14 protein-coding genes and 2 tRNA genes are annotated in these 20,092 nt (G+C 47.3%); 8 read left to right on the forward strand and 8 right to left on the reverse strand.

What is annotated here, in order from left to right:
* Positions 1-506: 506 nt before the first annotated feature.
* The gene (locus ACIDITHRIX25_RS000000100100) at positions 507-773 is read right to left on the reverse strand and encodes a hypothetical protein (RefSeq protein WP_052604901.1); all 267 of its coding nucleotides are present in this window, start codon (positions 771-773) and stop codon (positions 507-509) included.
* A gap of 144 nt (positions 774-917) precedes the next feature.
* Between ACIDITHRIX25_RS000000100100 and rho the strand changes: the two genes are divergently transcribed.
* The 5 genes from rho to prmC all read left to right on the forward strand — a co-directional run bounded on the left by rho (position 918) and on the right by prmC (position 6,555).
* Positions 918-3,113 carry a transcription termination factor Rho gene (gene rho, locus ACIDITHRIX25_RS000000100105; protein ID WP_082058512.1) on the forward strand — a complete coding sequence of 732 codons (2,196 nt, stop codon included), beginning with the start codon at positions 918-920 and terminating at the stop codon, positions 3,111-3,113.
* An 82-nt stretch (positions 3,114-3,195) separates the two neighbouring features.
* The gene (rpmE, locus tag ACIDITHRIX25_RS000000100110) at positions 3,196-3,423 is read left to right on the forward strand and encodes a 50S ribosomal protein L31 (protein ID WP_082058518.1); all 228 of its coding nucleotides are present in this window, start codon (positions 3,196-3,198) and stop codon (positions 3,421-3,423) included.
* Between the two features lie 48 nt (positions 3,424-3,471).
* On the forward strand, positions 3,472-4,599 hold the full coding sequence (locus ACIDITHRIX25_RS000000100115; protein ID WP_052604902.1) for a hypothetical protein: 1,128 nt from the start codon (positions 3,472-3,474) through the stop codon (positions 4,597-4,599).
* A complete protein-coding gene (gene prfA / locus ACIDITHRIX25_RS000000100120) occupies positions 4,586-5,659 on the forward strand; it encodes a peptide chain release factor 1 (protein ID WP_052604903.1) in 1,074 nt (357 codons plus the stop codon). The genes ACIDITHRIX25_RS000000100115 and prfA overlap by 14 nt, the downstream gene beginning before the upstream one ends.
* Positions 5,660-5,724: 65 nt before the next feature.
* Positions 5,725-6,555, forward strand: a complete 831-nt coding sequence (gene prmC / locus ACIDITHRIX25_RS000000100125) for a peptide chain release factor N(5)-glutamine methyltransferase (protein ID WP_052604904.1) — start codon at positions 5,725-5,727, stop codon at positions 6,553-6,555.
* A gap of 114 nt (positions 6,556-6,669) precedes the next feature.
* Here prmC and ACIDITHRIX25_RS000000100130 read toward each other — a convergent pair whose 3' ends face one another.
* Both ACIDITHRIX25_RS000000100130 and ACIDITHRIX25_RS000000100135 read right to left on the reverse strand, forming a co-directional pair.
* Complete coding sequence (locus tag ACIDITHRIX25_RS000000100130; protein ID WP_052604905.1) at positions 6,670-7,176, reverse strand: MarR family winged helix-turn-helix transcriptional regulator; 507 nt, start codon at positions 7,174-7,176, stop codon at positions 6,670-6,672.
* Positions 7,177-7,975: 799 nt separating this feature from the next.
* On the reverse strand, positions 7,976-10,042 hold the full coding sequence (locus ACIDITHRIX25_RS000000100135; RefSeq protein ID WP_052604906.1) for an FUSC family protein: 2,067 nt from the start codon (positions 10,040-10,042) through the stop codon (positions 7,976-7,978).
* Positions 10,043-10,931: 889 nt separating this feature from the next.
* On the opposite strand from ACIDITHRIX25_RS000000100135, the gene ACIDITHRIX25_RS000000100140 reads away from it, so the two are divergent.
* Positions 10,932-11,004: transfer RNA gene (locus ACIDITHRIX25_RS000000100140), tRNA-Arg, on the forward strand.
* A gap of 1,359 nt (positions 11,005-12,363) precedes the next feature.
* Positions 12,364-13,260, forward strand: a complete 897-nt coding sequence (locus ACIDITHRIX25_RS000000100145) for a hypothetical protein (RefSeq protein WP_201731891.1) — start codon at positions 12,364-12,366, stop codon at positions 13,258-13,260.
* 1,372 nt (positions 13,261-14,632) lie between these two features.
* Here ACIDITHRIX25_RS000000100145 and ACIDITHRIX25_RS000000100150 read toward each other — a convergent pair.
* The 4 genes from ACIDITHRIX25_RS000000100150 to moaA all read right to left on the reverse strand — a co-directional run bounded on the left by ACIDITHRIX25_RS000000100150 (position 14,633) and on the right by moaA (position 17,034).
* Positions 14,633-14,705 (reverse strand) — tRNA-Ala (locus ACIDITHRIX25_RS000000100150).
* A gap of 18 nt (positions 14,706-14,723) precedes the next feature.
* Entirely contained in the window at positions 14,724-15,359 is a 636-nt protein-coding gene (locus tag ACIDITHRIX25_RS000000100155) for a hypothetical protein (RefSeq protein WP_052605808.1), read from the reverse strand.
* A 99-nt stretch (positions 15,360-15,458) separates the two neighbouring features.
* The gene (gene moaC / locus ACIDITHRIX25_RS000000100160; RefSeq protein WP_052605809.1) at positions 15,459-15,965 is read right to left on the reverse strand and encodes a cyclic pyranopterin monophosphate synthase MoaC; all 507 of its coding nucleotides are present in this window, start codon (positions 15,963-15,965) and stop codon (positions 15,459-15,461) included.
* A gap of 61 nt (positions 15,966-16,026) precedes the next feature.
* The gene (gene moaA, locus ACIDITHRIX25_RS000000100165) at positions 16,027-17,034 is read right to left on the reverse strand and encodes a GTP 3',8-cyclase MoaA (protein ID WP_052605810.1); all 1,008 of its coding nucleotides are present in this window, start codon (positions 17,032-17,034) and stop codon (positions 16,027-16,029) included.
* A 133-nt stretch (positions 17,035-17,167) separates the two neighbouring features.
* Here moaA and ACIDITHRIX25_RS000000100170 point away from each other — a divergent pair, with 133 nt between their 5' ends.
* A complete protein-coding gene (locus tag ACIDITHRIX25_RS000000100170) occupies positions 17,168-18,193 on the forward strand; it encodes an IS630 family transposase (RefSeq protein ID WP_201731892.1) in 1,026 nt (341 codons plus the stop codon).
* A gap of 63 nt (positions 18,194-18,256) precedes the next feature.
* Here the strand turns inward: ACIDITHRIX25_RS000000100170 and ACIDITHRIX25_RS000000100175 are convergent, their stop codons facing one another.
* Positions 18,257-19,477, reverse strand: a complete 1,221-nt coding sequence (locus ACIDITHRIX25_RS000000100175; RefSeq protein ID WP_201731893.1) for a molybdopterin molybdotransferase MoeA — start codon at positions 19,475-19,477, stop codon at positions 18,257-18,259.
* Positions 19,478-20,092 lie beyond the last annotated feature (615 nt).

The following is a 20,092-nucleotide window of genomic DNA, read 5'->3' on the forward strand; positions in this document are numbered from 1 at the left end:
TATTCTTGAACTGAGTTTTTCCCATGAAGACCTAGTCAAAGATTAAAAGACTGATCGACCAAGAAGGCCCCACTGTCACTTAGGAGTACAGCTGAAGTGGTAAACCAATAAGATTTCGGGATATTTGCCATAGGGGTTGGACTCGGTGGGTCTTCCTTGATTAAATGGTGACGATTTGCTATCTATCTTCACTATGGCCACGAAGGAGACATATCGTCAATTAGTTGTCTAAATTGTGGGGTCTCAGGAGTGTTCAATCCAAAATAGCGAAATTGCTCCGATTCTGGTGGTGCTAAGGCACCAAAGACCATCAACCGAGAGACTGAACAGATGCGCCAATCGCTTATAACATTTACCTCTCGCGACACGATGGAGCGACCAAAGTTATGGTCAACTTGATGAAGGTGACCATAGCGTGTTGTGTTTTTATTTGACTTGCTTGTACAGCTTCACACATTCGTACACTCCTTGTCGGTGGAAAGTAAATGCTGTCAGGTCTTTGCCTCTTATTCAACCTTCGCACAAACTGTTGCATCTAAGCAAAGCAACCTATCTCTGACCAATGAAAACCTTTTCCAAATGATAGAATTTTGAATTGTTCGTTTGTTTCGCAGAGCCAGGGTGCTCGGATGAACTAAAAATATTCCCCACTTTTCCTCCCAGAAGATGGTTTTTTCAGAAACTGTGTTATATTCAATAAATAGTAAGTGTTCCTGATTTGGAACGACTCCCGGTTTTACCGAGCCGTCTTTGGCGGCTGTCGAATCAGTCACTAAGCTCCTTTGTCCTAAACGGACAGTTCAATTGGTTTTTCAAGCGACATTGGAACACGCACTTTTTATGTTTAGACGTCAGAGCTAAGAGAACTAATACGACAAATATCTCTTGCCTGACGAATGTGAATTGAGGTTTCATATATGACAACCCCTACTATCTCCGATAAGGCCGTTTTGGAGAAGAAGAAAAATGATGAGCTCATCGGAATAGCGAATTCGTTGGGACTTTCTCCATCTCCAAGAAGCAAAAAGGCTGAATTGGTTGAGCTAATAGTGTCGACGGTAGTTGTCTCCCAGCCGGTAGGTTCTCCCTCATCTGATCAAGGTTCCACCTCACAGTCGCCCCAGGAACAGGCTAATAGGCCTGCGAGGCCCCGAGCGGGTATGGCAAGCAGGAGGGCCCCGGTTGCTGAATTATCTGATGGCGATCTGTTTTCTTCTACTGAGCCAAAGCAAGAGAAGGCGTCGACGACATCAGTTGTAGGTGATTCAGAGGATTCTGTGGATCAAAGTCGTAATGCACGACTAATTCGCTCGAAACGACCGGCGAATGCAGTAGTGGAGACGGCTCCAGTTTGGAACGACGATCTCGTAAAGACGACTGTATCGCCTCTGGTAAAGTTCGAACCAGTCGCGATTCTACCTCCAATCGTGGTTGAGCTTGATCCAGCTACCGCTCCGTCACGTAACCACAATCGCACTAACTCGAATCCTCAGCAGCCTCGCCGCCGTGGAAACGATAATCGCACAAGTGGTCAAGATCGGTCGGCCAACGAAGGTGATAGTGAAAGCAATTCACCGCTCGAGGAGGTCGTCCTTGGTGAAGTGGCACCACGTGAGAGCCAAAGGGAGTCCAATGGCCGCGAGAGTTTTGCTCGAGAGGGTTTTTCGCGCGATAACCAAAGCCGCGATAACCAAAGCCGCGATAACCAAAGCCGCGATAACCAAAGCCGCGATAACCAAAGCCGCGATAACCAAAGCCGCGATAACCAAAGCCGCGATAACCAAAGCCGCGATAACCAAAATAGAAATGATGGTCAGAGGAACGATTCAAATCGCTCGATGGATTCAGACCGTGGCGGCGATCGGGACATTGATGCCAATTCAACCAGGCGTCGCGAAAAGCGTCGCAATGGCAGGACTAACCCGAGACAAGAAGGGCGAGATGGCGAGACCAGGGGGTCTGTTGATGCTTCGAATGCAGAGTTAACCGATTTTTCTGGTTTGTTAGACTTGCGCGACGAAGGTTTCGGGTTTATCCGGGCTAATGGCTACCTACCTTCGCCAAAGGACGTCTATGTCTCTGTAAACCTAGTTCGAAAGTACTCCCTCAGGCGAGGTGACATGCTCGAAGGTGGTGCTCGAAGCGCGATAGGATCTGAAAAGTATCCAGCTCTAGTTCGCCTCGATACGGTAAATCGTCTTGATCCAGATGAGGCGAAGCTGAGGGCAAAGTTTGAAGAACTTACCCCTCTCTTTCCAGATGATCGGCTAAAACTTGAATCCTCGATTGACCCCCTCAATGTTACTGCTCGGATTATTGATCTCATAGCGCCTATCGGCAAGGGTCAAAGAGGGCTGATAGTCTCCCCTCCAAAGGCCGGCAAGACTACGATAATGAAGGAGATCGCCCATTGTATCGAGGCGAATAATCCTGACGTATATCTAATGGTTCTACTCGTTGACGAGAGGCCTGAAGAGGTCACTGATATGCGTCGATCTGTGCGTGGTGAGGTCGTCTCCTCTACCTTTGATAGACCATCAGAGGAACACGTAGCCGTAGTCGAATTAGCCATTGAGAAGGCTAAGCGAATGGTTGAAATGAAGCGCGATGTCGTTATCATTTTGGATGGTATAACTAGGCTCACCCGAGCCTACAACCTTGCTCTTCCTGCGACCGGTCGTATAATGTCAGGTGGAGTTGACTCAGGTGCGATCTATCCTCCGAAGAAGTTTTTTGGTGCGGCAAGAAATGTTGAAGAGGGTGGAAGTCTCACCATCTTGGCGACTGCTTTAGTGGAGACCGGATCCAGGATGGACGAAGTTATCTTTGAGGAGTTCAAAGGGACCGGTAATATGGAGCTACGTTTGGATCGCCGCTTGGCAGAACGGCGAATATATCCAGCAATTGATGTAATTTCATCTTCGACGCGTCATGAGGAACTCCTCTTTCAGCGAGATCAACTAAATCAAGTCTGGAAGCTGCGCCGAGTTCTCAATGCTCTTTCATCTGAAGGATCGAGTGCTCCGGGCCTTGAATTGCTAATCGACAAGATCAAGCAAACCAAGTCGAATAACGACTTTCTGGCTGAGATCGCTAAGAGTCCAGGGGCATAGGAGGAGTCACTTTTGTTGGTAATGAAGTCCTGGACCCTAAAGCTAAGGTTTTTTGATTTCTCCCACTATACTCCTTAAGGCTATGAAACCGGAAATACACCCTCATTACGCTGACGCACAGGTTGTGTGTTCATGCGGCAACACCTTTACAACTAAGTCAACCAAAGATTCAATGCACGTTGAACTCTGCAATGAATGCCACCCGTTTTATACGGGCAAGCAGAAGCTTGTAGACACCGGAGGCCGCGTAGAGCGCTTCCAGCGTCGATATGGTGTTCGTCGGGGTCAGACACCTGTTACAGCTGAGTAAGTGACTCTTTATTAGGGTCAAATTGCGCTCAAGGGAGATAAGTCCATCGTGCAAGGTAACAATGTTTCGGCCTTGGCCCTTGCATCCATTGCACGATCTGTGGCCAACAAGCTTGGCTATTCAAGTATCACGGGCGATGTATCGCAATTTATTAATAGTTCAAAGATAGCCGGAGTCGCCAGTGGCGACTCCTTGGTTATTGTAGTGGGTGGCCGTATTAAATTTGATGCCACCGCTTTGGTGGTCGCATCGCATAGAAGCTTTGTTCGACGGCTAGAGATAGTATTTTTAGATCTTGGGGCTCAACGTTTTGATCGCCAGACTATCACACTTGCGGCGGGTTCGCTTCGTGCTCAGATGAGTGGCTTTGACCTAGATGTGCAATTTTATCAAGGCAGATCGATCGAATCTATTCACCCGATCGATTGCCTTACACTGCTGGAAGCACGAGACTTTACCGACTTAGAGCTGTCATTTGTCCCAGAGGACTTTCGCAGGGACGTCTCGATTCGTTTTGGCGAGAGATACCTAGAGTTTGAGGGTATCCCTTATGCCAGGATAGATGCAATAACTAACGAGATCTATCCAGGAGTCTCCTTTGCAGAGGCTCAATTGATCGAAGAGGTCAATAACTATGATTGGAATTTGAACCGAATATTGAGTTCATGCCGTGATGTAATTGCACGAGACCGGCGCTCTGGTGGTTTTAGAGAAGTTGCGACAGCTCTAAGTTCGCGGTGGCTGGCATCTCGTATGTGTTCGGAACCGAGCGATTTTGCAATGGTCTCGTTTCGACGAATTGACTTTCATCTAGCAGGCCACGAAGGCGTGGACCCGTTTGGCGACTTGGAAGCTATCAAGTCGGGGTTTTTTGGCCAGGGTCGGGATCCTGTAGATTTTTTAGTCGGAGTCAATGCCCAAGGAGACGCTGAACTATTTGCGATTAGCGCGTCGATGGACATATCTGTTCTTGCCAAGCTGCTTCAAGCGGCCGCTTCGATTCGCTCTTTATATGGCGATTTGAGCCTTAACCTTGTCGTAACTGTAGAGTTAGTTAAGGTTGGCGTCTTCTTTGACTTATTAAAATTATCCAAGGTGAAGGTAACACTTTGGCAAATCTTGGCTTCTTGGCGAGAGAAGCTTGAAGTGGAAGTGGTGGATTTTGGAATACAGTGATCGGGTTGCGAGCCTCGAACGAGAATATGAGAACGTCGTAGTAGAGCTTGGCGATCCCTCTGTCTATGGAGATCAGAAGCGCTTCAAAGAGTTGAGCCGTCGCCACAAAGAGCTAGAGGCGATAGTCCTTACCTATAGAAAGCTCAACTCCATAAAGGAAGATATCGATTCAGCACGAGAGATAATTCAGATCTCAGAGGCCGACGAGCTTAGCGCCATGGAAGACGAGTTGAAAAACCTCGAAGGCCAACAACGAAATCTAGAGGAGGAGCTTGAGCTCTTACTCTTGCCTAGAGATGCCAACGATGGCAAGAACGTTATTTTAGAGATTCGCGGAGCTGAAGGAGGCGAAGAGGCAAACCTCTTCGCAAAGGATCTCCTCGATATGTATCTCCGATTTTCTGATCGCATGGGTTGGAAGGTGGAAGTGCTAGGGGCTGACCCGTCTGAGCGTGGAGGGTATAACGAGGCAGCGCTTTTGGTCAAAGGTGAAGATGCTTGGCGCCGACTAAAGCATGAAGGTGGCCCGCACCGAGTGCAAAGGGTGCCAGTTACCGAGTCCCAAGGCAGGATCCACACTTCATCGGCGACAGTTACAGTTCTCCCAGAGGCCGATGAGGTCGATGTCCATATTGATCCAAATGACCTGAGAATCGATGTCTATCGTTCAACCGGTCCTGGTGGACAGAGCGTCAATACAACCGATTCTGCAGTTCGAATTACTCACCTTCCTTCTGGAATGGTGGTTGCCATGCAGGATGAGAAGAGCCAGATTCAAAATCGCGCTAAGGCCCTCCAGGTGTTGCGTGCTCGACTGCTGAAGATGGAGCAAGACAAGCAAGCTGAGGCGCTTTCAAGTGCCAGAAAGAGTCAAGTTGGCGGTGGTGGTCGAAGTGAGAAGATCCGCACCTACAACTTCAAGGAGAATAGGGTAACCGATCACCGTATTGGGCTGACCTTGTACAAGTTGGATAGGATCTTGCTTGGTGAATTGGACGAAGTCTCTGATGCTCTTCTTATCGACGAACGCTCTAAGCAACTTTCGGGTAATGAGGGGTAGTAATCCTCCTCGGTATCGTTGATCCCTATACCTTATCGATGGGCCTTAGCTGCTAGGTGAATGTTTTGAAATTGATTGATCTTGCGCGGCACTACAGCGATCTCTTTGATGGATTGACGCCTTCTATATGGGTTATCTCTGCAGTGGCACATATTCAATACGAAGATGTTGTTTCTGGTGAGATCGAGTCGAATGGCGCAATAGAGAAAGAAGTTAGAGACCGTTCAGCGCGCTATGTCGGCGGCGAACCTCTGCAATACGTGATTGGATCGTGGCCATTTGGATCTCTTGAACTTAAATGTGATCGACGGGCCTTGATTCCACGGCCTGAGACCGAATATCTCCTTGAGGTGATATTGGATCGTTTTCTGCCAAAATTAATTCATTCAGTTTTAGATCTGGGCACGGGTACTGGAGCGATCGGACTGGCTCTTGGAGCCTCAGGCAGATGCGAAGAGGTTGTATTGGTCGATTATTCCAATGATGCGCTTGAGCTCGCTCGGGAAAATTTGGAACTGAATCGAGAATTGATTCGAGCCAGCGTCGCCTTCGAACAAGGCTCTTGGTACGAGGCGCTAAGTGGCCGGGAGTTCGAACGATTCGACATGATTGTCTCTAATCCACCCTATATCGCGACTTCAGAGTTGGATCTTTTAGATCCACGGGTGAGAATGGAACCCCACCTTGCGCTGGATGGAGGTGGTACCGGAATGGTTGAAATAGAGACAATCGTCGCCGGTGCCCCTCAATTTCTGGCTCCAGATGGGATCTTAATTCTTGAGATTGGGGAATCACAAGGGGAGCTTGCTTGCTCGTTGGCCAATCGCGCTGGTTTTCGATCTGTGAGAATCGAGCGTGACCTTGTCGGCAAGGATAGATACCTTATAGCTTCTTGACCTGGTCTCCGTGATTTATTTAGGATGATTAGATCAGCCCTATTACTACTTTGGCGCACGCCTTGATTTGTAAATTAAAGTTTGGCACTTATGGGCATTTAGATCGATCTAGAGTCATCCGAGTTCCATCTCAAAAGTTGGCCGGTCTCGGTCTATTTCACTTACTTTTGGACCAGTGGTGTTTACGATATTGATGAAGATCCGCTGTAGAAGCTCCACTCCTTCGTAGGGCACTTTATCGATAAAGAGTTCCTTGACTATGGAGTTATAAAGGGGCGACGTGTTTTCGTAGATGGCCATCCCTCTTTCGGTTAGAACTGCGATTTGTGACCTGCGGTCATTTGACGACGATTTACGCTCCACCCATCCAGAGGTTTCGAGACGTCCAATAAGATGGCTCAGCCGACTCCTTGAAAATTGGGTATGTGCTGCTAACTCGGTCATACTCTTGCCAGATCCGTTGGATTCAGCCAATAGGGAGATTACGATGAATCCGCTGTGAGTTATTCCCGATGCTGCTTGCAGGCCGGCATCTATGTAGGCGTCAAGCAGAAGATTGGCTCTCATGAATGCGCGCCAAGTCATTGATTCGCGCTCGCTTACTATCAGGTCTGTTGTCAAAATGCCTCCTCCATGGCTCAGCGATTGCGACTCGAATCACCTATGACTATTTGGGTTGATAATTCTTTCAAGTCGATAAAGCTCTCCTAGTTGGGACCTCTCGAGGGGTAAAAGCTGCTCAAAAGGGTCCAACAATTGAAGTAGTCGACCGATATCGTATCCCCCTTGAACTTAGGGATGATTATTTGGGTAATTCTCTAATTATAAGGCCGCCTTTTTGCTCTTCTGGTTTGCTGGATCGATTATTCAAGTTAAGATTCCTATGAATTTAGGGATTGGTTTTTTGATTTCATGGAAGGTGAGGGGAGTCAGAACCGAAAAATTGGTGCTTAACATTGCGGCTAAAGACCGCGAGGATTCTATTTGATTTAGGACAATCGGCAGTTGAAAATAGATTTTGAAGAGGTGCGATTGAACAAGCAGGCTGATTCAAAGGACTAATTTCTATGCCAATCGCAAGAGATACAAGGTGTAGTGTCGCTCGATATCTTTTAATGTGGCTAAATCATTCTTTTATTGCGTTGTCGGTGGCCCATTAACAGGTGCCAACATCGAGATCTTTTGCTGACCTCCCTATGAATTTGAAAAGGGGAAGACGACATTTTTGGTACTTGAGTTTTTAGGAGGTCGGGCTATGATTTTCTGAGCTGCTTGAAAGATCGCGTCTAGCGGGCGGCCGATAAAGGTTGGTTGGTCGTACTCGGTGGAGCTTGAATAGTTGAGCCTGCCCATTTGGCGTTGGAAGCGGTTTATTGCACTTAGTGGGTCACTATTGATTCAAGGGAGAATTGGCCCGATTTCAAGATTTGAGTAGATGTGCGATTGTATCGATGGTGTCGACTATAACGTCTGTTTCGCTCAATAGTACGGCAATTGGTGAGTCGATCTTTGCGAGGTCCTTCCTGTTTCTCCTTGTTTTTTCTAGGTCGCTAAACAGCGCGATTTGAATGGACCTGAGGTCGGGGAAGACGACTGTGGCTGCGTTTTGATCTCTTATGCGCGCGATAATTATCCCAAGTGCTTCATCTATTGCGTTCGCGAGTTCCAAAAGGGTAGGGAGATTGAGATCTGAATTGGGAGCGCTGACGCGTAGCGCCAGAGAACTCCATGCGAGCTGATCTGCACCAGAGATGATACTCGCTGCGATATTTGGTTGGATCTGAGCTGGTTTTTTTGGTTCGAAGAGCCAGCGCTCCATAGAGGCATCTGCATTGGATCGGGACAGTCGTGCCTCTAGTCGAGCGCTTTGAATCGCTCCTCGATCTTCATCCGAGGCCCTTTGCCAGTAATTTAGGACCCGTTGAAGGTATATTCCGTGGCTGGATAGAACAGTTGCTAACATTTCAGGGACGAAATCGCGCTCCCAGGTGGGAAAGACGAGATAGACAATTATTGCTATCACAACGCCTCCGAGGGTGTAAAGCGCTCTTTCGCCAGCGAGTGCCGTGTCCGGCTGCCCTGTAAAAGATAAAAGAGAAACGATCAGTGCTCCCATTAATCCGCTAAATAGCGTATAATTTGCGCCAAGTACACTAACTGAAAGTGCATATAGAATCACTGATATGAGGGCTAGCTCACTAGGTGATGGCGAAGTGAGCGCAATCAAAAGGGTTAGTAAAGTCACCCCCAGAACCGTTCCTAGACTTCTTGAAATACCATAGGTGACAGTTGTATAGAAGTCAGATTTTAGAACGAGTGCTAGCGTAACTATTAACCAATAGCCATGACCAATTGGGGAGATGTGAGAAAGCGACTGCGCTATTACTAATGCTCCGGCGAGACGGACGCCATGTCTCAGTGGGCCAGATGTCGGTGTTAAATTGGCACGCAGAGTGGAGAGTGAGGATAAGAGGGAGACGGTACTAGCTCTTAGCCATCGAGGGCTGGGCGAAGTTGGTGCTTTTCCGACAGGGCTATAGGGGATCAAGGTCATTCCAGAGGCTGCTTTGGCCAATCTTACAGAACGCCTAACTTGGCCGGTAAGCGAGTTCGCGATTCTGATGGATTCGCTAATTTGAGCGTTTAGCCAGGGTTGTTGACTTGCAGCCAGAGACTCGTCTAGCTTTTCCATGATTCTTCCGATTCGCCCACGAGGTAATTCTGGTGATCGAGCCTGGGCAATCGCACCTGAGATCACAGAGAGAATGGAGCCAACAATTTCTAGAAGTTCACCCACCAGGGCTGAAGCGGCTTCGCCCTCGAGGTCATCTAACCTTATTCGAGCACGGGCCAGACTTGTGAGCTCGGTTCGAAGGCGATCTGTTACATCTGCTAGTTGTCGATAGGCTGCCATCTCTGATCGCCCACCAAAGGGCTTGGGATCAGTTAGGATCGCTCGAATATCGGTTGAGAGTTGCAGTCTGTTCATTGTAATTGGTGTAGCACCAAGATCGCTGGAGTATTTTGATAACGAGTTGAAGACATCAGACAATGCTTTTCGTTCTACCGGAAAGCGCGAAACTGGCCAAATAATTGCGACAAGGACCGCCTGAAGAACTCCACCAGAAAAGATCCATAACGATTGCATTAGGGCGGCTTTTGGAGTTAGCACAATTTGGCTAAAGAGGGCGAAGCCGACAATTGATTGTACGCCAACGGTGGTCGCGCTTGCACCAAGTGCACTAAGTAGTCCTGCTAGAAGACCCAGTAAAGCAATAACCAAGAGGTCGATACCTACAGTTCGACCAATTGTCGAACCTAGGAATGCAACTATTGCCATACCCAGACTTACTGCAAGCATTACGTTAATTCGACTGCGGTAGGTGCCTTGCAGCGAGGCCATTCCGGCAATTAGTGCGCCAATAGCCATTGTTACGCCGCCAAGCACATGTTTAGTTAATATTGCGACGGCCAGTGGAATAGCCATCCCAACTGCTGCTCTAAGTCCAGTTCCTGGTGAGAACTTGCTCGAGTCGAATCTTCTAATCTCGTTTACAATAGAAATGCTGCCGCTCCTTTGGCTGGATCAATAACTGTCCGTGGTGATGAGCTCGGGTTTGGGCTGTTAGTCGCATTTGTAATTTTAATTTCACAGCGTTGTTTTGGCAGCCAACGATTTGATTAATTGATTTGTCGATACTCAGAATGGGGTAAGTATTATGGTAAAAATGCTACCATTGGCATAATCTTTAAACGACGTGATGGATATATGCTCGGCAACATCGAGAGATTACCAGTATAAGCATTTAGCCAGTTTAGGATTTCCACTGCTCTAAATCTGCTCTCGAAGGGTTGTCACTCAGCGTAGAATTCGGCAGGACCTTTTGGAGGCAATGTCTCGAATGCCATAGCGGTCGTACTTGTCCCTTTGGATTTGACACTCCTGCTAGTGACCCCATAATGAGCAAGCACGCTTTGGCCCTGTAATAGAGATTGCGATTGCAAAGCAGGCATCTCGAGACAAAGTGGAGATATGTTATCGTTCCCTTAGACACCTTCGCCCTCCCGTTGACTTCATTGTCTGGCTTCGAGGAGGTAGCAAGTTCGGGAGTTGACGAGAAATTGTGCCATCTTACCCAACCATCGTACCCTAGGAGCAGGCAAATCTCACTCGGGAAGATCTGAAGCATAAGAGGCTCTAAGGTGATGATAATCGTTATGACACATAGGATCAATTCCTTGCCAAAGATATCCAACGCCGAGGTGATTGAGGCTCTCGGGGCAATTTGAATAGTCGTTTTGATAGCTGCGTCTTTGTCTCTTAGATGTCATGTGAGCGGGATTCACCGGGTAAATCAGCTATGATGTTGTCTGACGCGCCTGTAGCTTAACGGATAGAGCATCTGACTTCGGATCAGACGGTTGGGGGTTCGAATCCCTCCGGGCGCGCAATTCGTCCCTTATTAAGGTTTCTTCACTTTGTTTTAGTGAATCTTTTCCCGTTGTCGCAATGATTTAGATGAGTCTCCCCGCTGCAACAATGAATAATGAGGGTTAGCCTTCTGAGAAGAGTGAAATGTTGTCGGTGAGATCCAGTTTCCGCTCCCTCGTGCTCTTCGGGTGCTCTTAAGTTAGTTCTGCGCGGTTTTATTCAGGTTTGGGATAACCTTTCTAGCTTTCTCAATACTTGATTTGCTAGGGTTACTTCTCCAGTTGAAGTAGTTGCTTGCACTCCGGTTGTGCGAGACGGATAGTCCTTTCAGCTATGTCTTGTGAGCCGTATTTGTTTGATAGACATTTAGGGACGCAAGGTAAGTTGTGTGAATCACAGTTCCTATATAATGAATGTTCAAGGTTAGACGTAGTTTCCAGTTTGCTTTTCAATTTCATTCGACTAAGCAACGGCTACCGCGACCGCTGTTCCTTCTCGTAGGCCATATCCGTCGTTGGTATTTGTAATTTCCTATCTTCTTCCTGTTCGGAGCGATCCTCATTTAGCGATGGATCATCGATGAATATGGCCGTGACTTGTTTCAAAAGGAGGATCGGTAGTCTGTGATTTTTACATAATTCACCCCATGATTGGTTAGCGTTATCGCATTACCTCGGTGAAATCGTAATGATTATTGCGGGGATATTTCGATTTGTAATTTTTTATGTATCGCGAAAAGATAGATTCTTCCAAATGGCTGTAGTTCGTTGGGCATTCTACTCGCATGGGGGGCACAAATAACGTTGTCCGGTCCTGTCCCACGATGCCCTGTGCTGCGTTCACGACTATCGAAGATTGCTTTCACCATCCAATGACGCGGTAATTTTTGGACCGAAAGCGCGCAGAATTTGAGTATCAAATTTGGTTGGTCCGGTTCATGGATGTACTGAGACTTTGAGTTACTCCAAGATGGACAAGGTTCATGGCTTGGGTTGAAACTTCCATTTAGAAGAGATCAATGTGACATTAGGTGCAATATTTATCTTTGGAATACGTTTATTCTTCCTTTGGAGAGAGCCATTGGCAATTTTATCTATGGCTGGAAGAGATAAAATTACGTAGAAATTTAGTGGACTCGCCCGCATACAGTCCATGGATAAGCTTTTAAGGTTCTATAACCTTAATTGTTTTTGGTGTTTGCCTGGACCCGGTAGTAAATGATAACTTCAAATCTAAATTGATTCTCACACGTCGTTCACTGTCTCTTACTGTTAGGGCGAGCATAATGAGAGTGGCTAGGAAATTTGCTAGTCGAATCTTTTGAGGATCGATTCGTCTTTGTGGCCTAGACCCCTGTGTGGATAGAGGTTTGATAAATGAAAGATATGAAAAACGGACAAGCGCCCAGAGCGCACGGCTTTAATCGGCTTGGAAGCTCCATGAAGCGACGGCCATTTGTTTTTCTAGTAGGTGGAGCTGCTTTAGGAGCAGTTGGCCTTTTTGCGGGACCAACCATTGGGATACAGCTCGCTTCTTCGACAGCTACAACTGTCGGAACTTCTTCGCTAACTCCCAATGTCGCCGCCGACCAAGCTGCAACTAACTGGGCTAATACCAATGCTCCTGGGACAGGGCAGGTCGTTATTGTAAAGACCGAGTCAGATACCGAAGGGGCATTAAACACACCGGTCTTTGATGTGAAATTGATTGCGGCCAACGCAAACACATATTCAATTACCGTTCAGGCATCCAACGATGCTATATTGTCGGCGCATCTGGCTGAAAATTCGATATCGCCAACTAGCTCTACAGTTGCGCCAACTAGCTCTACAGTTGCGCCAACTAGCTCTACAGTTGCGCCAACTAGCTCTACAGTTGCGCCAACTAGCTCTACAGTTGCGCCAACTAGCTCTACAGTTGCGCCAACTAGCTCTACAGTTGCGCCAACTAGCTCTACAGTTGCGCCAACTAGCTCTACAGTTGCGCCAAGTTTGCTATCTACAATTTCGGGAGCGGACCAGGCAGCGACAAGTTGGGTAAATGCTAACGCACCAGGTGCAGGATCTGTTCAAATTATAAAAACTGAGCCGGATACCGAAGGCTCATCACATATACCTGTTTTTGATGTCAATGTAATTGGTGGGAATGGGCACGAATATGCCGTTACCGTAGCACAAGCCAATGATGCTGTGATCAACGCACATCTCACAGAGAGTCAACCTAAGGTTTTTACATCTGTAGATAAGAGCAAGACCTCTAGTAGTGATCACTGATTATTTTGGTTCCATGACTGAATCAAAGCGTTATCCTTGCGGGGCAGAGCTTTAGCTCGACAATTCAAGTGGACTAAGAGAGCCCAAGGACCGGTCGTGATCGGTTCCTTGAGCTCTCTTTTTTAACAGAGGATATATTCGGAGCCTCTGTTTCGTGGCGTGACCGTGGCAAAGAAGCTCATCTGAAGGTCGATTCGAGGTCTCAGAAAATTCGATCAAAGTATTTTAAGACGATGCTCTTCGAAGATGATCGGCGAAGTAAATGGTGCGGATAAAAGCACAATCTGGCGAACCCTGAGGTGACAAACCTTGAAGATGAGTGATAATCTTGTATGAAGCCGTTAGTATAAAATCCGGAATCCTTGGCGAATGAGAAGAATTGTTCGGAAGCCGCAAGTGGGCTTCATCGTGAATAACGTATGATTGTGGATAAAGTAGGAATCTACTCAAATCTTAAGTCAAATCTGCCCGATGAACTGGGGTTAATCTTTGGCATGAGCGATTCTAGGCTCTAAAATCGCGTACGGCGTCACCAGCAATTGTGACCACGTTTCTGCAGAATTACCACCGTTTGCCAAAGATAGAACGTCGTCTAACCCAGTTGGATCCGGTCTGGGTGATTGCTTATGTAGAAAATTACGCGATCAAAAAACATTCGTCGCTAATTTTCACCTCGACTTTCTGCCACCGACCACCTCGACATATTTGCGTAGTGCGTCGATCTGCAGGCGTTTGATGTCGCCATGGTCGATCGGTGAGACGCGATATGGGCAATCCCAGAAGCCTCACGTAGCTCGCGAGGATACGACCGGACTTCCTCTAGCATTCGTTTTTGTGAGCGTCCCGTCAACCGCAAGGTTGACGGGACGCCTTGCGGGTAGGTTTTGCAAACTGATATCACCTCTTCCAACTTCTCGATTTATCTCCCGCCACAAGTAGAACTATATGTCTTTTGAGCTTGAAGCCGAAGAGAATCCTCAACTCGCAAATGATCCCTAGAGTCCGGCCTTACCTCTCGCATGCCCTTTTGATATGGTGTTTTTACGGTATCGACCAATGGGCTTTCAAGCTTTTGGTCTCGACCACACAGTAGCAATCACCGGTTTTCAAATGTTCCATTCAAGGTAGTTGAGCCAGGATCTCACGAATTTGAGATTCACTTCCCAGATGTGGTTAGTCCGCAACGTATAGGGTTTAGAAGCCAAGGGTTTTTAGGATTTGTCAAATAAAGTGGCGCTTCTGTGAAGATTCGATAGCAACCGTTAGGCGCGATACTCGTCCCTCCCTAGGAGCTAATAAGTTTAGGTATGAGCGCGAGCAGAAATAGAGATGGCGCGTCTAACAGGGGGAATGTTTTTAGTTAGATTACGAGTGGAGGTGAGCGGACTCGAACCGCCGACTTCTACGATGCGAACGTAGCGCTCTTCCAACTGAGCTACACCCCCGTTATTTACTTATTTAGCTTAGTAGTAACCAACTTTAAGAGGATCCCCTTTTTGGAGTTGGCCCTCTAGCTCAAAGTAGCTAACATCCTCATTTAGTGCCTGTCTTGACAGATATGGAGCTCTTTGCGGACTATCTTCACGTGGCGAGCGAGGAGCCGGCGACGGATATTGAAGTTGGGCGTTCTGCCGGCGATAATGGGATCCTTTGCGGTTTCGCTTGATTGAAAGTAGAGCCAAGATGTAAACGATTACCAGTGCCAAGACTCCGACAAATCCTAAAAGTGCAAAAAATGAGGCAGAAATTACAAGAGCTAGGGTCATCAATAGCAGTGCTGTCAAGAGTGCGAAAAGCGTACGAGTTCTTCGCTCAACTGCGGTGATCGGATGATTTCTCACGGTTGAGTCAGTGGCGCTTTGTGTCAGGACCCTATGAGGCTGATGATTATGGCTATGAAGGTGGGTTTGTCGCATGTAAAGGGTGTGAGTCGTGGAATAATTATCTTCACCGTTATGCAGTGTTGAGGTCCTGCCAAGTACTAGCAATTGTTCGTGAAATTGTGATACTGAGGTTACGACGCCTCTATTATGCACTTTTACAGCGCTAATTGTAACTAGGGCAATAAACCACCCTGAAAGTACCAAAATAATATTCATTTTCAGCCTTTTAGGAATTCCTCGTTAACCTAATAAATTACACTAGTGTAATTTATTAGGTTTGTCCATCTCTATTTTGGAATTAGCCTTTAATTGACGTTAAAAAAGCGGATCTGCGAGCTTATCGTGGCCGGGTCGTTTCCAGGTTCCAGATTTCCCGCCCACCTTCTCCCAAAGAGCGAGATCTGTTATGGTCATCGATCGATCTATGGACTTGCACATGTCATAGATCGTTAGCGCAGCGATAGAACACGCCGTCATGGCCTCCATCTCAACTCCGGTTCGATCGATCGTCTCAACCTGGGCCTCAACCTCTACGAAGTCGTCTCCAATAAGAAAGTTTACGTAGATGGACCCTACCAAGAGTGGATGACAAAGGGGTATTAGGTCCGAAGTTCGTTTTGCTGCTTGAATCCCGGCGATTCGTGCCGCACCGAGCACGTCACCCTTATTTATTGCGTTACTGGCAACTTTAGCCGTTGTCTCAGCCTCCATCACAACCCGGCAGCGCGCAACCGCTCGTCGGTGTGTTGGCTCCTTGGGTGTGACGTCTACCATGCGAGCGCGTCCAAGTGGGTCTAGATGGGTCAATCCGGAGTCTGTCATAGGGGTTAAGCCTAGATCGTATTTTTGCACTGTGATGCCTTAGCGCGATCTTTGCGCGATTTTATCCCCCGATTTGGCTCATTGAACGATTGGGACGTAAGAAGTTGACGTTGCCGATCTGGTGCCCTGCCCATTTGAGACCCACAGCTCGTTCCATTTCCGCAGCCAATTCGTCGTCACTGCCTCCGCGTCGCATGATCTCACGAAGATCGTATTCCTCGATAGCAAAGAGACAAGTTCGAAACTGTCCTTCGGCTGTAATGCGAACTCTGTCGCAACTCTCACAAAATGGTTCTGTTACAGTTGGGATTACCCCAAACTCGTGGTTGGTATCTCCTAAGCGATATCGGCTAGCAGGGTCTGAACCGTTGTTTATCTTTGTCAATGAGTATTTGCTAGCTATAATGTCGACTATCTCATCGGAGGGCACTACCTTATTTTCAGACCAAGCGTCGTCTGCATCAAGAGGCATAAATTCAATGAAGCGTGGTGTGACACCCAGATCTACTCCAAATTCGATGAAATCAAGTATTTCGTCGTCATTAATTCCCCTCATTACTACCACGTTTAGTTTTACGGGATCGAATCCAACGGCTTTTGCAGCTTGAATTCCACCTATTACTTTTAGTAGCTGGTCGCGTCGGGTAACTTGAGCGAATTTTTTCCGGTCCAAAGTGTCAAGGGATATATTGATTCTGTTCAACCCAGCTTTTTTTAGATCTTCAGCCAAAGTGGAGAGTGTGGCCCCATTGGTCGTCATTGCGATATCGACTGGTTTTGAAGTAAGCGGATTTCGCAAGGACGAAAGCTTTTCCACAAGGAGTGGAAGTTGTGCGCGAACTGTCGGTTCTCCGCCTGTCAAGCGGATCCCGTCGAAGCCGTATCTTTCGACTCCAATTCGTGCAATTCTAACGATCTCTTCGAAGGTGAGCACATCTTCTCGACGTACCCACTGCATCCCCTCGGCAGGCATACAGTAGAGGCACCTAAAGTTGCATCGATCGGTAATTGAAATTCTTAGATCTTTTACGACCCTTCCGAATGAGTCCACCAAAGCTTTTTCCTGCATAGTATTCAAAGCCTATCACTATGGTTGGAATTCGGAGTGTGTTTGGTTGGTTCTGGCACTATTCGCATAACACTCTGAAATGCTCCAATGAGCCCTTTTAATTTCTTGTAAAGTGTGTTAATCTTCTCATGACATGCTTACACCCGAGGAACTCGCCACTATTGAAGCATTCATGGCGAAGACTGAAAACATCGACGAATATAAGCGGGCGCTGGCAGTTCTCACCCTTGAAGATGGGAGTCCCCTCAACAGGACAGGCCTCTCTGTCAAGCATGTACAGCGAATTCGACGGTCATTCCGCGGCGTTGGCACTGAGGCATTCAAGGACAAGCGCCATAACAACGCTCCGGTACTTCTCTCAAAGTCTCAAAGAGATGAAGTGGCAATCATGCTCACGACTACAACTCCCAATGACCACGGCTATAGCAGTTCCCCGTTTTGGTCAACACGGATCCTGGCTACAGTACTCAAGCGCAGATACGGTGTTCTCTATGCCTCTAGGACTAGCTATTACGTTCTGTTTCGGGAAAGTAAGTTCAGCTTCCATCTGCCGGGCAAACAGTACGAGAAGGCTGATCCACAAGCGGTAGCTGAATGGAAAGACGAGCAGCAAGAACGTCTGAAAGAGGCATTCTCTGATCCAGATACGGTGATTCTCTGTGAAGACGAGATGGTTCTCACTCAGGCGACAACTACTCAGAAAGTGTGGATACCGAAAGGAACCACACCAGCTGTAATTGAGACCAATGGAACCAGAATGAACCGGAGCATCTATAGGTTTTTGAACCTCAAGACAGGCAAGGAGCATGCATTTGCAACAGAGCGCCAGACTATGCATGAAACAGCGGCCATACTGCTGGCGATCCGCAAGATCTACCCAAGAGAGAAGATTCTGCTTATATGGGATGGGGCAGGATGGCACAGAGGGAGCGTCGCTCAAGAGGCAATTAGGGAGCATCACATCGAAGCAGTCCATTTCCCTCCGTATTCTCCGCAACTCAATCCCCAGGAACACGTTTGGAAGCAAGGGCGCTCTGCTGTAACCCACAATCGCTTCATTCCCAAGATTGAACCAGTCACAAAGGAATTAGTCGACTATCTCAACACGACGACATTCCCATACTCTTTGCTTGATTTCAAGGAGCAAGTCATAGTGTGAGCTCTATAGATGTAACTTTCGTTTCTCTTTGAGGGTTCTATTTGAGTTGAATGTGTCGTTTCTCTAAAGAGCACTAAGAGGTAATACTTCGACCTCTTGGTCTTTGAGGAATCCATCTCCGTCTTCGACGATGATAAGAGAATTTGCTTTCGACATCTCATGGAGCATGTGTGAACCTTGTTTGTCAAGAGGCTTTACTGCTAGGGCTCCACTGTTATTTACATGTAGATTCGAACGTACAAAGTGTCTTTTACCGTCAGGGGTTCGCTTGTAAGCGCCGGTGGCTTTTGCTAAAACTGGCCGAGGGAGCGGCTCTAGATCTCCTTGCATCTTTCGAAGCGCGGGTTTGACCAATAGCTCGAAGCTGACTAACGCGGAGACGGGGTTGCCGGGTAAACCGAAGAATGGAGTGTTGTCGATTTTTCCAAACGCAAAGGGCTTGGCTGGTCGTATCGCGATTTGCATCCACTGAGCTTTTCCATTTGACAGTTCGTTTAAGATTGCTTTGGTGTAGTCGAAATCTCCTACACTGACGCCGCCAGAGGTTATTATGACGTCTACCTCTTTGGCTGCGTCTAAAAATGCCTTGCGTAGATCCTCTGGTCTATCTTTCACGATTCCTAGATCGAGGACGTTGGCGCCGCTTGAGGATGCAATTGCAAGTAGGGAATGACGATTTGAATCTCGTATCTTTCCGTAGGTTAGGGCCTGTCCGACCTCGGCGAGTTCGTCTCCGGTCGAGATCACGCCAATTTTGATTCGGCGAAAGGCTGGCACTTTCGCAAATCCCACAGATGCTAATACACCTATATGAGCTGGGGTTAATCGGGTATTTGATTCAAAGAGCCGAGTTCCAATTGCTATGTCTGAACCTTTGCGTCGTATGTTGTCACCCGGCGCAATTCGACAAGAAATAGTCGCCATAATATCGCTAGCAACGACATCTTCTATCATTACCACGGCCGAACAATTTGATGGTATTGGTGCGCCCGTCATGATTCGAACGCATGTACCCGGGGCAATCTCTACCTTGTCTGGGCTACCGGCGGCAATGGTGGCTGCGATTCTTACCTCGATGCTCCCTGAGAGGTTTAGACGATCTATCTCCTCTGATCTAATGGCTATTCCGTCGACTGCTGTGTTGTCAAATGGGGGAATTTCTTCCATGGCCTCAAGCGAACCCGAGGTAATGAGTCCGTTTGCTTCGTCGATAGGAATTGCCATTGCCCGTGAGGTATCAATATTTGACAATACGTACTGCTGTGCCTGTGTTAAGGGGATCATTCTCTTTGAACCTAACTAGATATTTCCTTTTATATACCTACGTTAGATTCAAAATGGAAATTTAAGGCGAGTGCGTACAGGCTAAAGAAGTGCGGTCACTCTTAATGGTCTCCATGGTGGCGATCCGATCTTGGGAATCTGGGCGCCAGGGGTTTCACTTGGATGATTGCGCCTTGGTTGGGGTGGTGACTAAGGCCAAAAATTGATCCCAAGCCTATTTAGCCGATGCCCGTATGGGGGAGTTTGCAAGGGTGATTTTACCCGAGGCGTGATCTGTTGGTTGATGAATCTTTATTGTAGGTTTGCCGGTACTTCTTTAATCTCTTTGTGGCCACGATGAGATTTTGAGTAGTTGTTGAGACTGTGCTTTGAGTATCTTGGCGAATTGGTAGTAGATTCGACGGCACTTGTAACTAGAAGGCTTGAGTTTCGATTTTTGCAAGATTTGCCCTAAAGATCTGACTCAGAATAAGTTTGTTGGGTTTTATGGTTACGGGTAGGGCGTCGGTTGAGAATCAATATTTAGACGGTTTACTTAAAATAATTGCTTCTGACGGATTTTCGGTTCTACAGGATATTTGTGGAATCATGCATAGCAATTACCATATCAGCTAT

The sequence above is a fragment of the Acidithrix sp. C25 genome (assembly GCF_904848545.2).

Coding starts and splice junctions, on each gene's coding strand:
- ACIDITHRIX25_RS000000100175 (WP_201731893.1), bottom strand. CDS start 19,477: ATGATCCCCTTAACACAGGCACAGCAGTACGTATTGTCAAATATTGAT.
- moaC (WP_052605809.1), bottom strand. CDS start 15,965: ATGACAGACTCCGGATTGACCCATCTAGACCCACTTGGACGCGCTCGC.
- rpmE (WP_082058518.1), top strand. CDS start 3,196: ATGAAACCGGAAATACACCCTCATTACGCTGACGCACAGGTTGTGTGT.
- ACIDITHRIX25_RS000000100135 (WP_052604906.1), bottom strand. CDS start 10,042: ATGGCTATTCCACTGGCCGTCGCAATATTAACTAAACATGTGCTTGGC.
- moaA (WP_052605810.1), bottom strand. CDS start 17,034: ATGCAGGAAAAAGCTTTGGTGGACTCATTCGGAAGGGTCGTAAAAGAT.
- ACIDITHRIX25_RS000000100145 (WP_201731891.1), top strand. CDS start 12,364: ATGAAAGATATGAAAAACGGACAAGCGCCCAGAGCGCACGGCTTTAAT.
- ACIDITHRIX25_RS000000100155 (WP_052605808.1), bottom strand. CDS start 15,359: ATGAATATTATTTTGGTACTTTCAGGGTGGTTTATTGCCCTAGTTACA.
- rho (WP_082058512.1), top strand. CDS start 918: ATGACAACCCCTACTATCTCCGATAAGGCCGTTTTGGAGAAGAAGAAA.
- ACIDITHRIX25_RS000000100170 (WP_201731892.1), top strand. CDS start 17,168: ATGCTTACACCCGAGGAACTCGCCACTATTGAAGCATTCATGGCGAAG.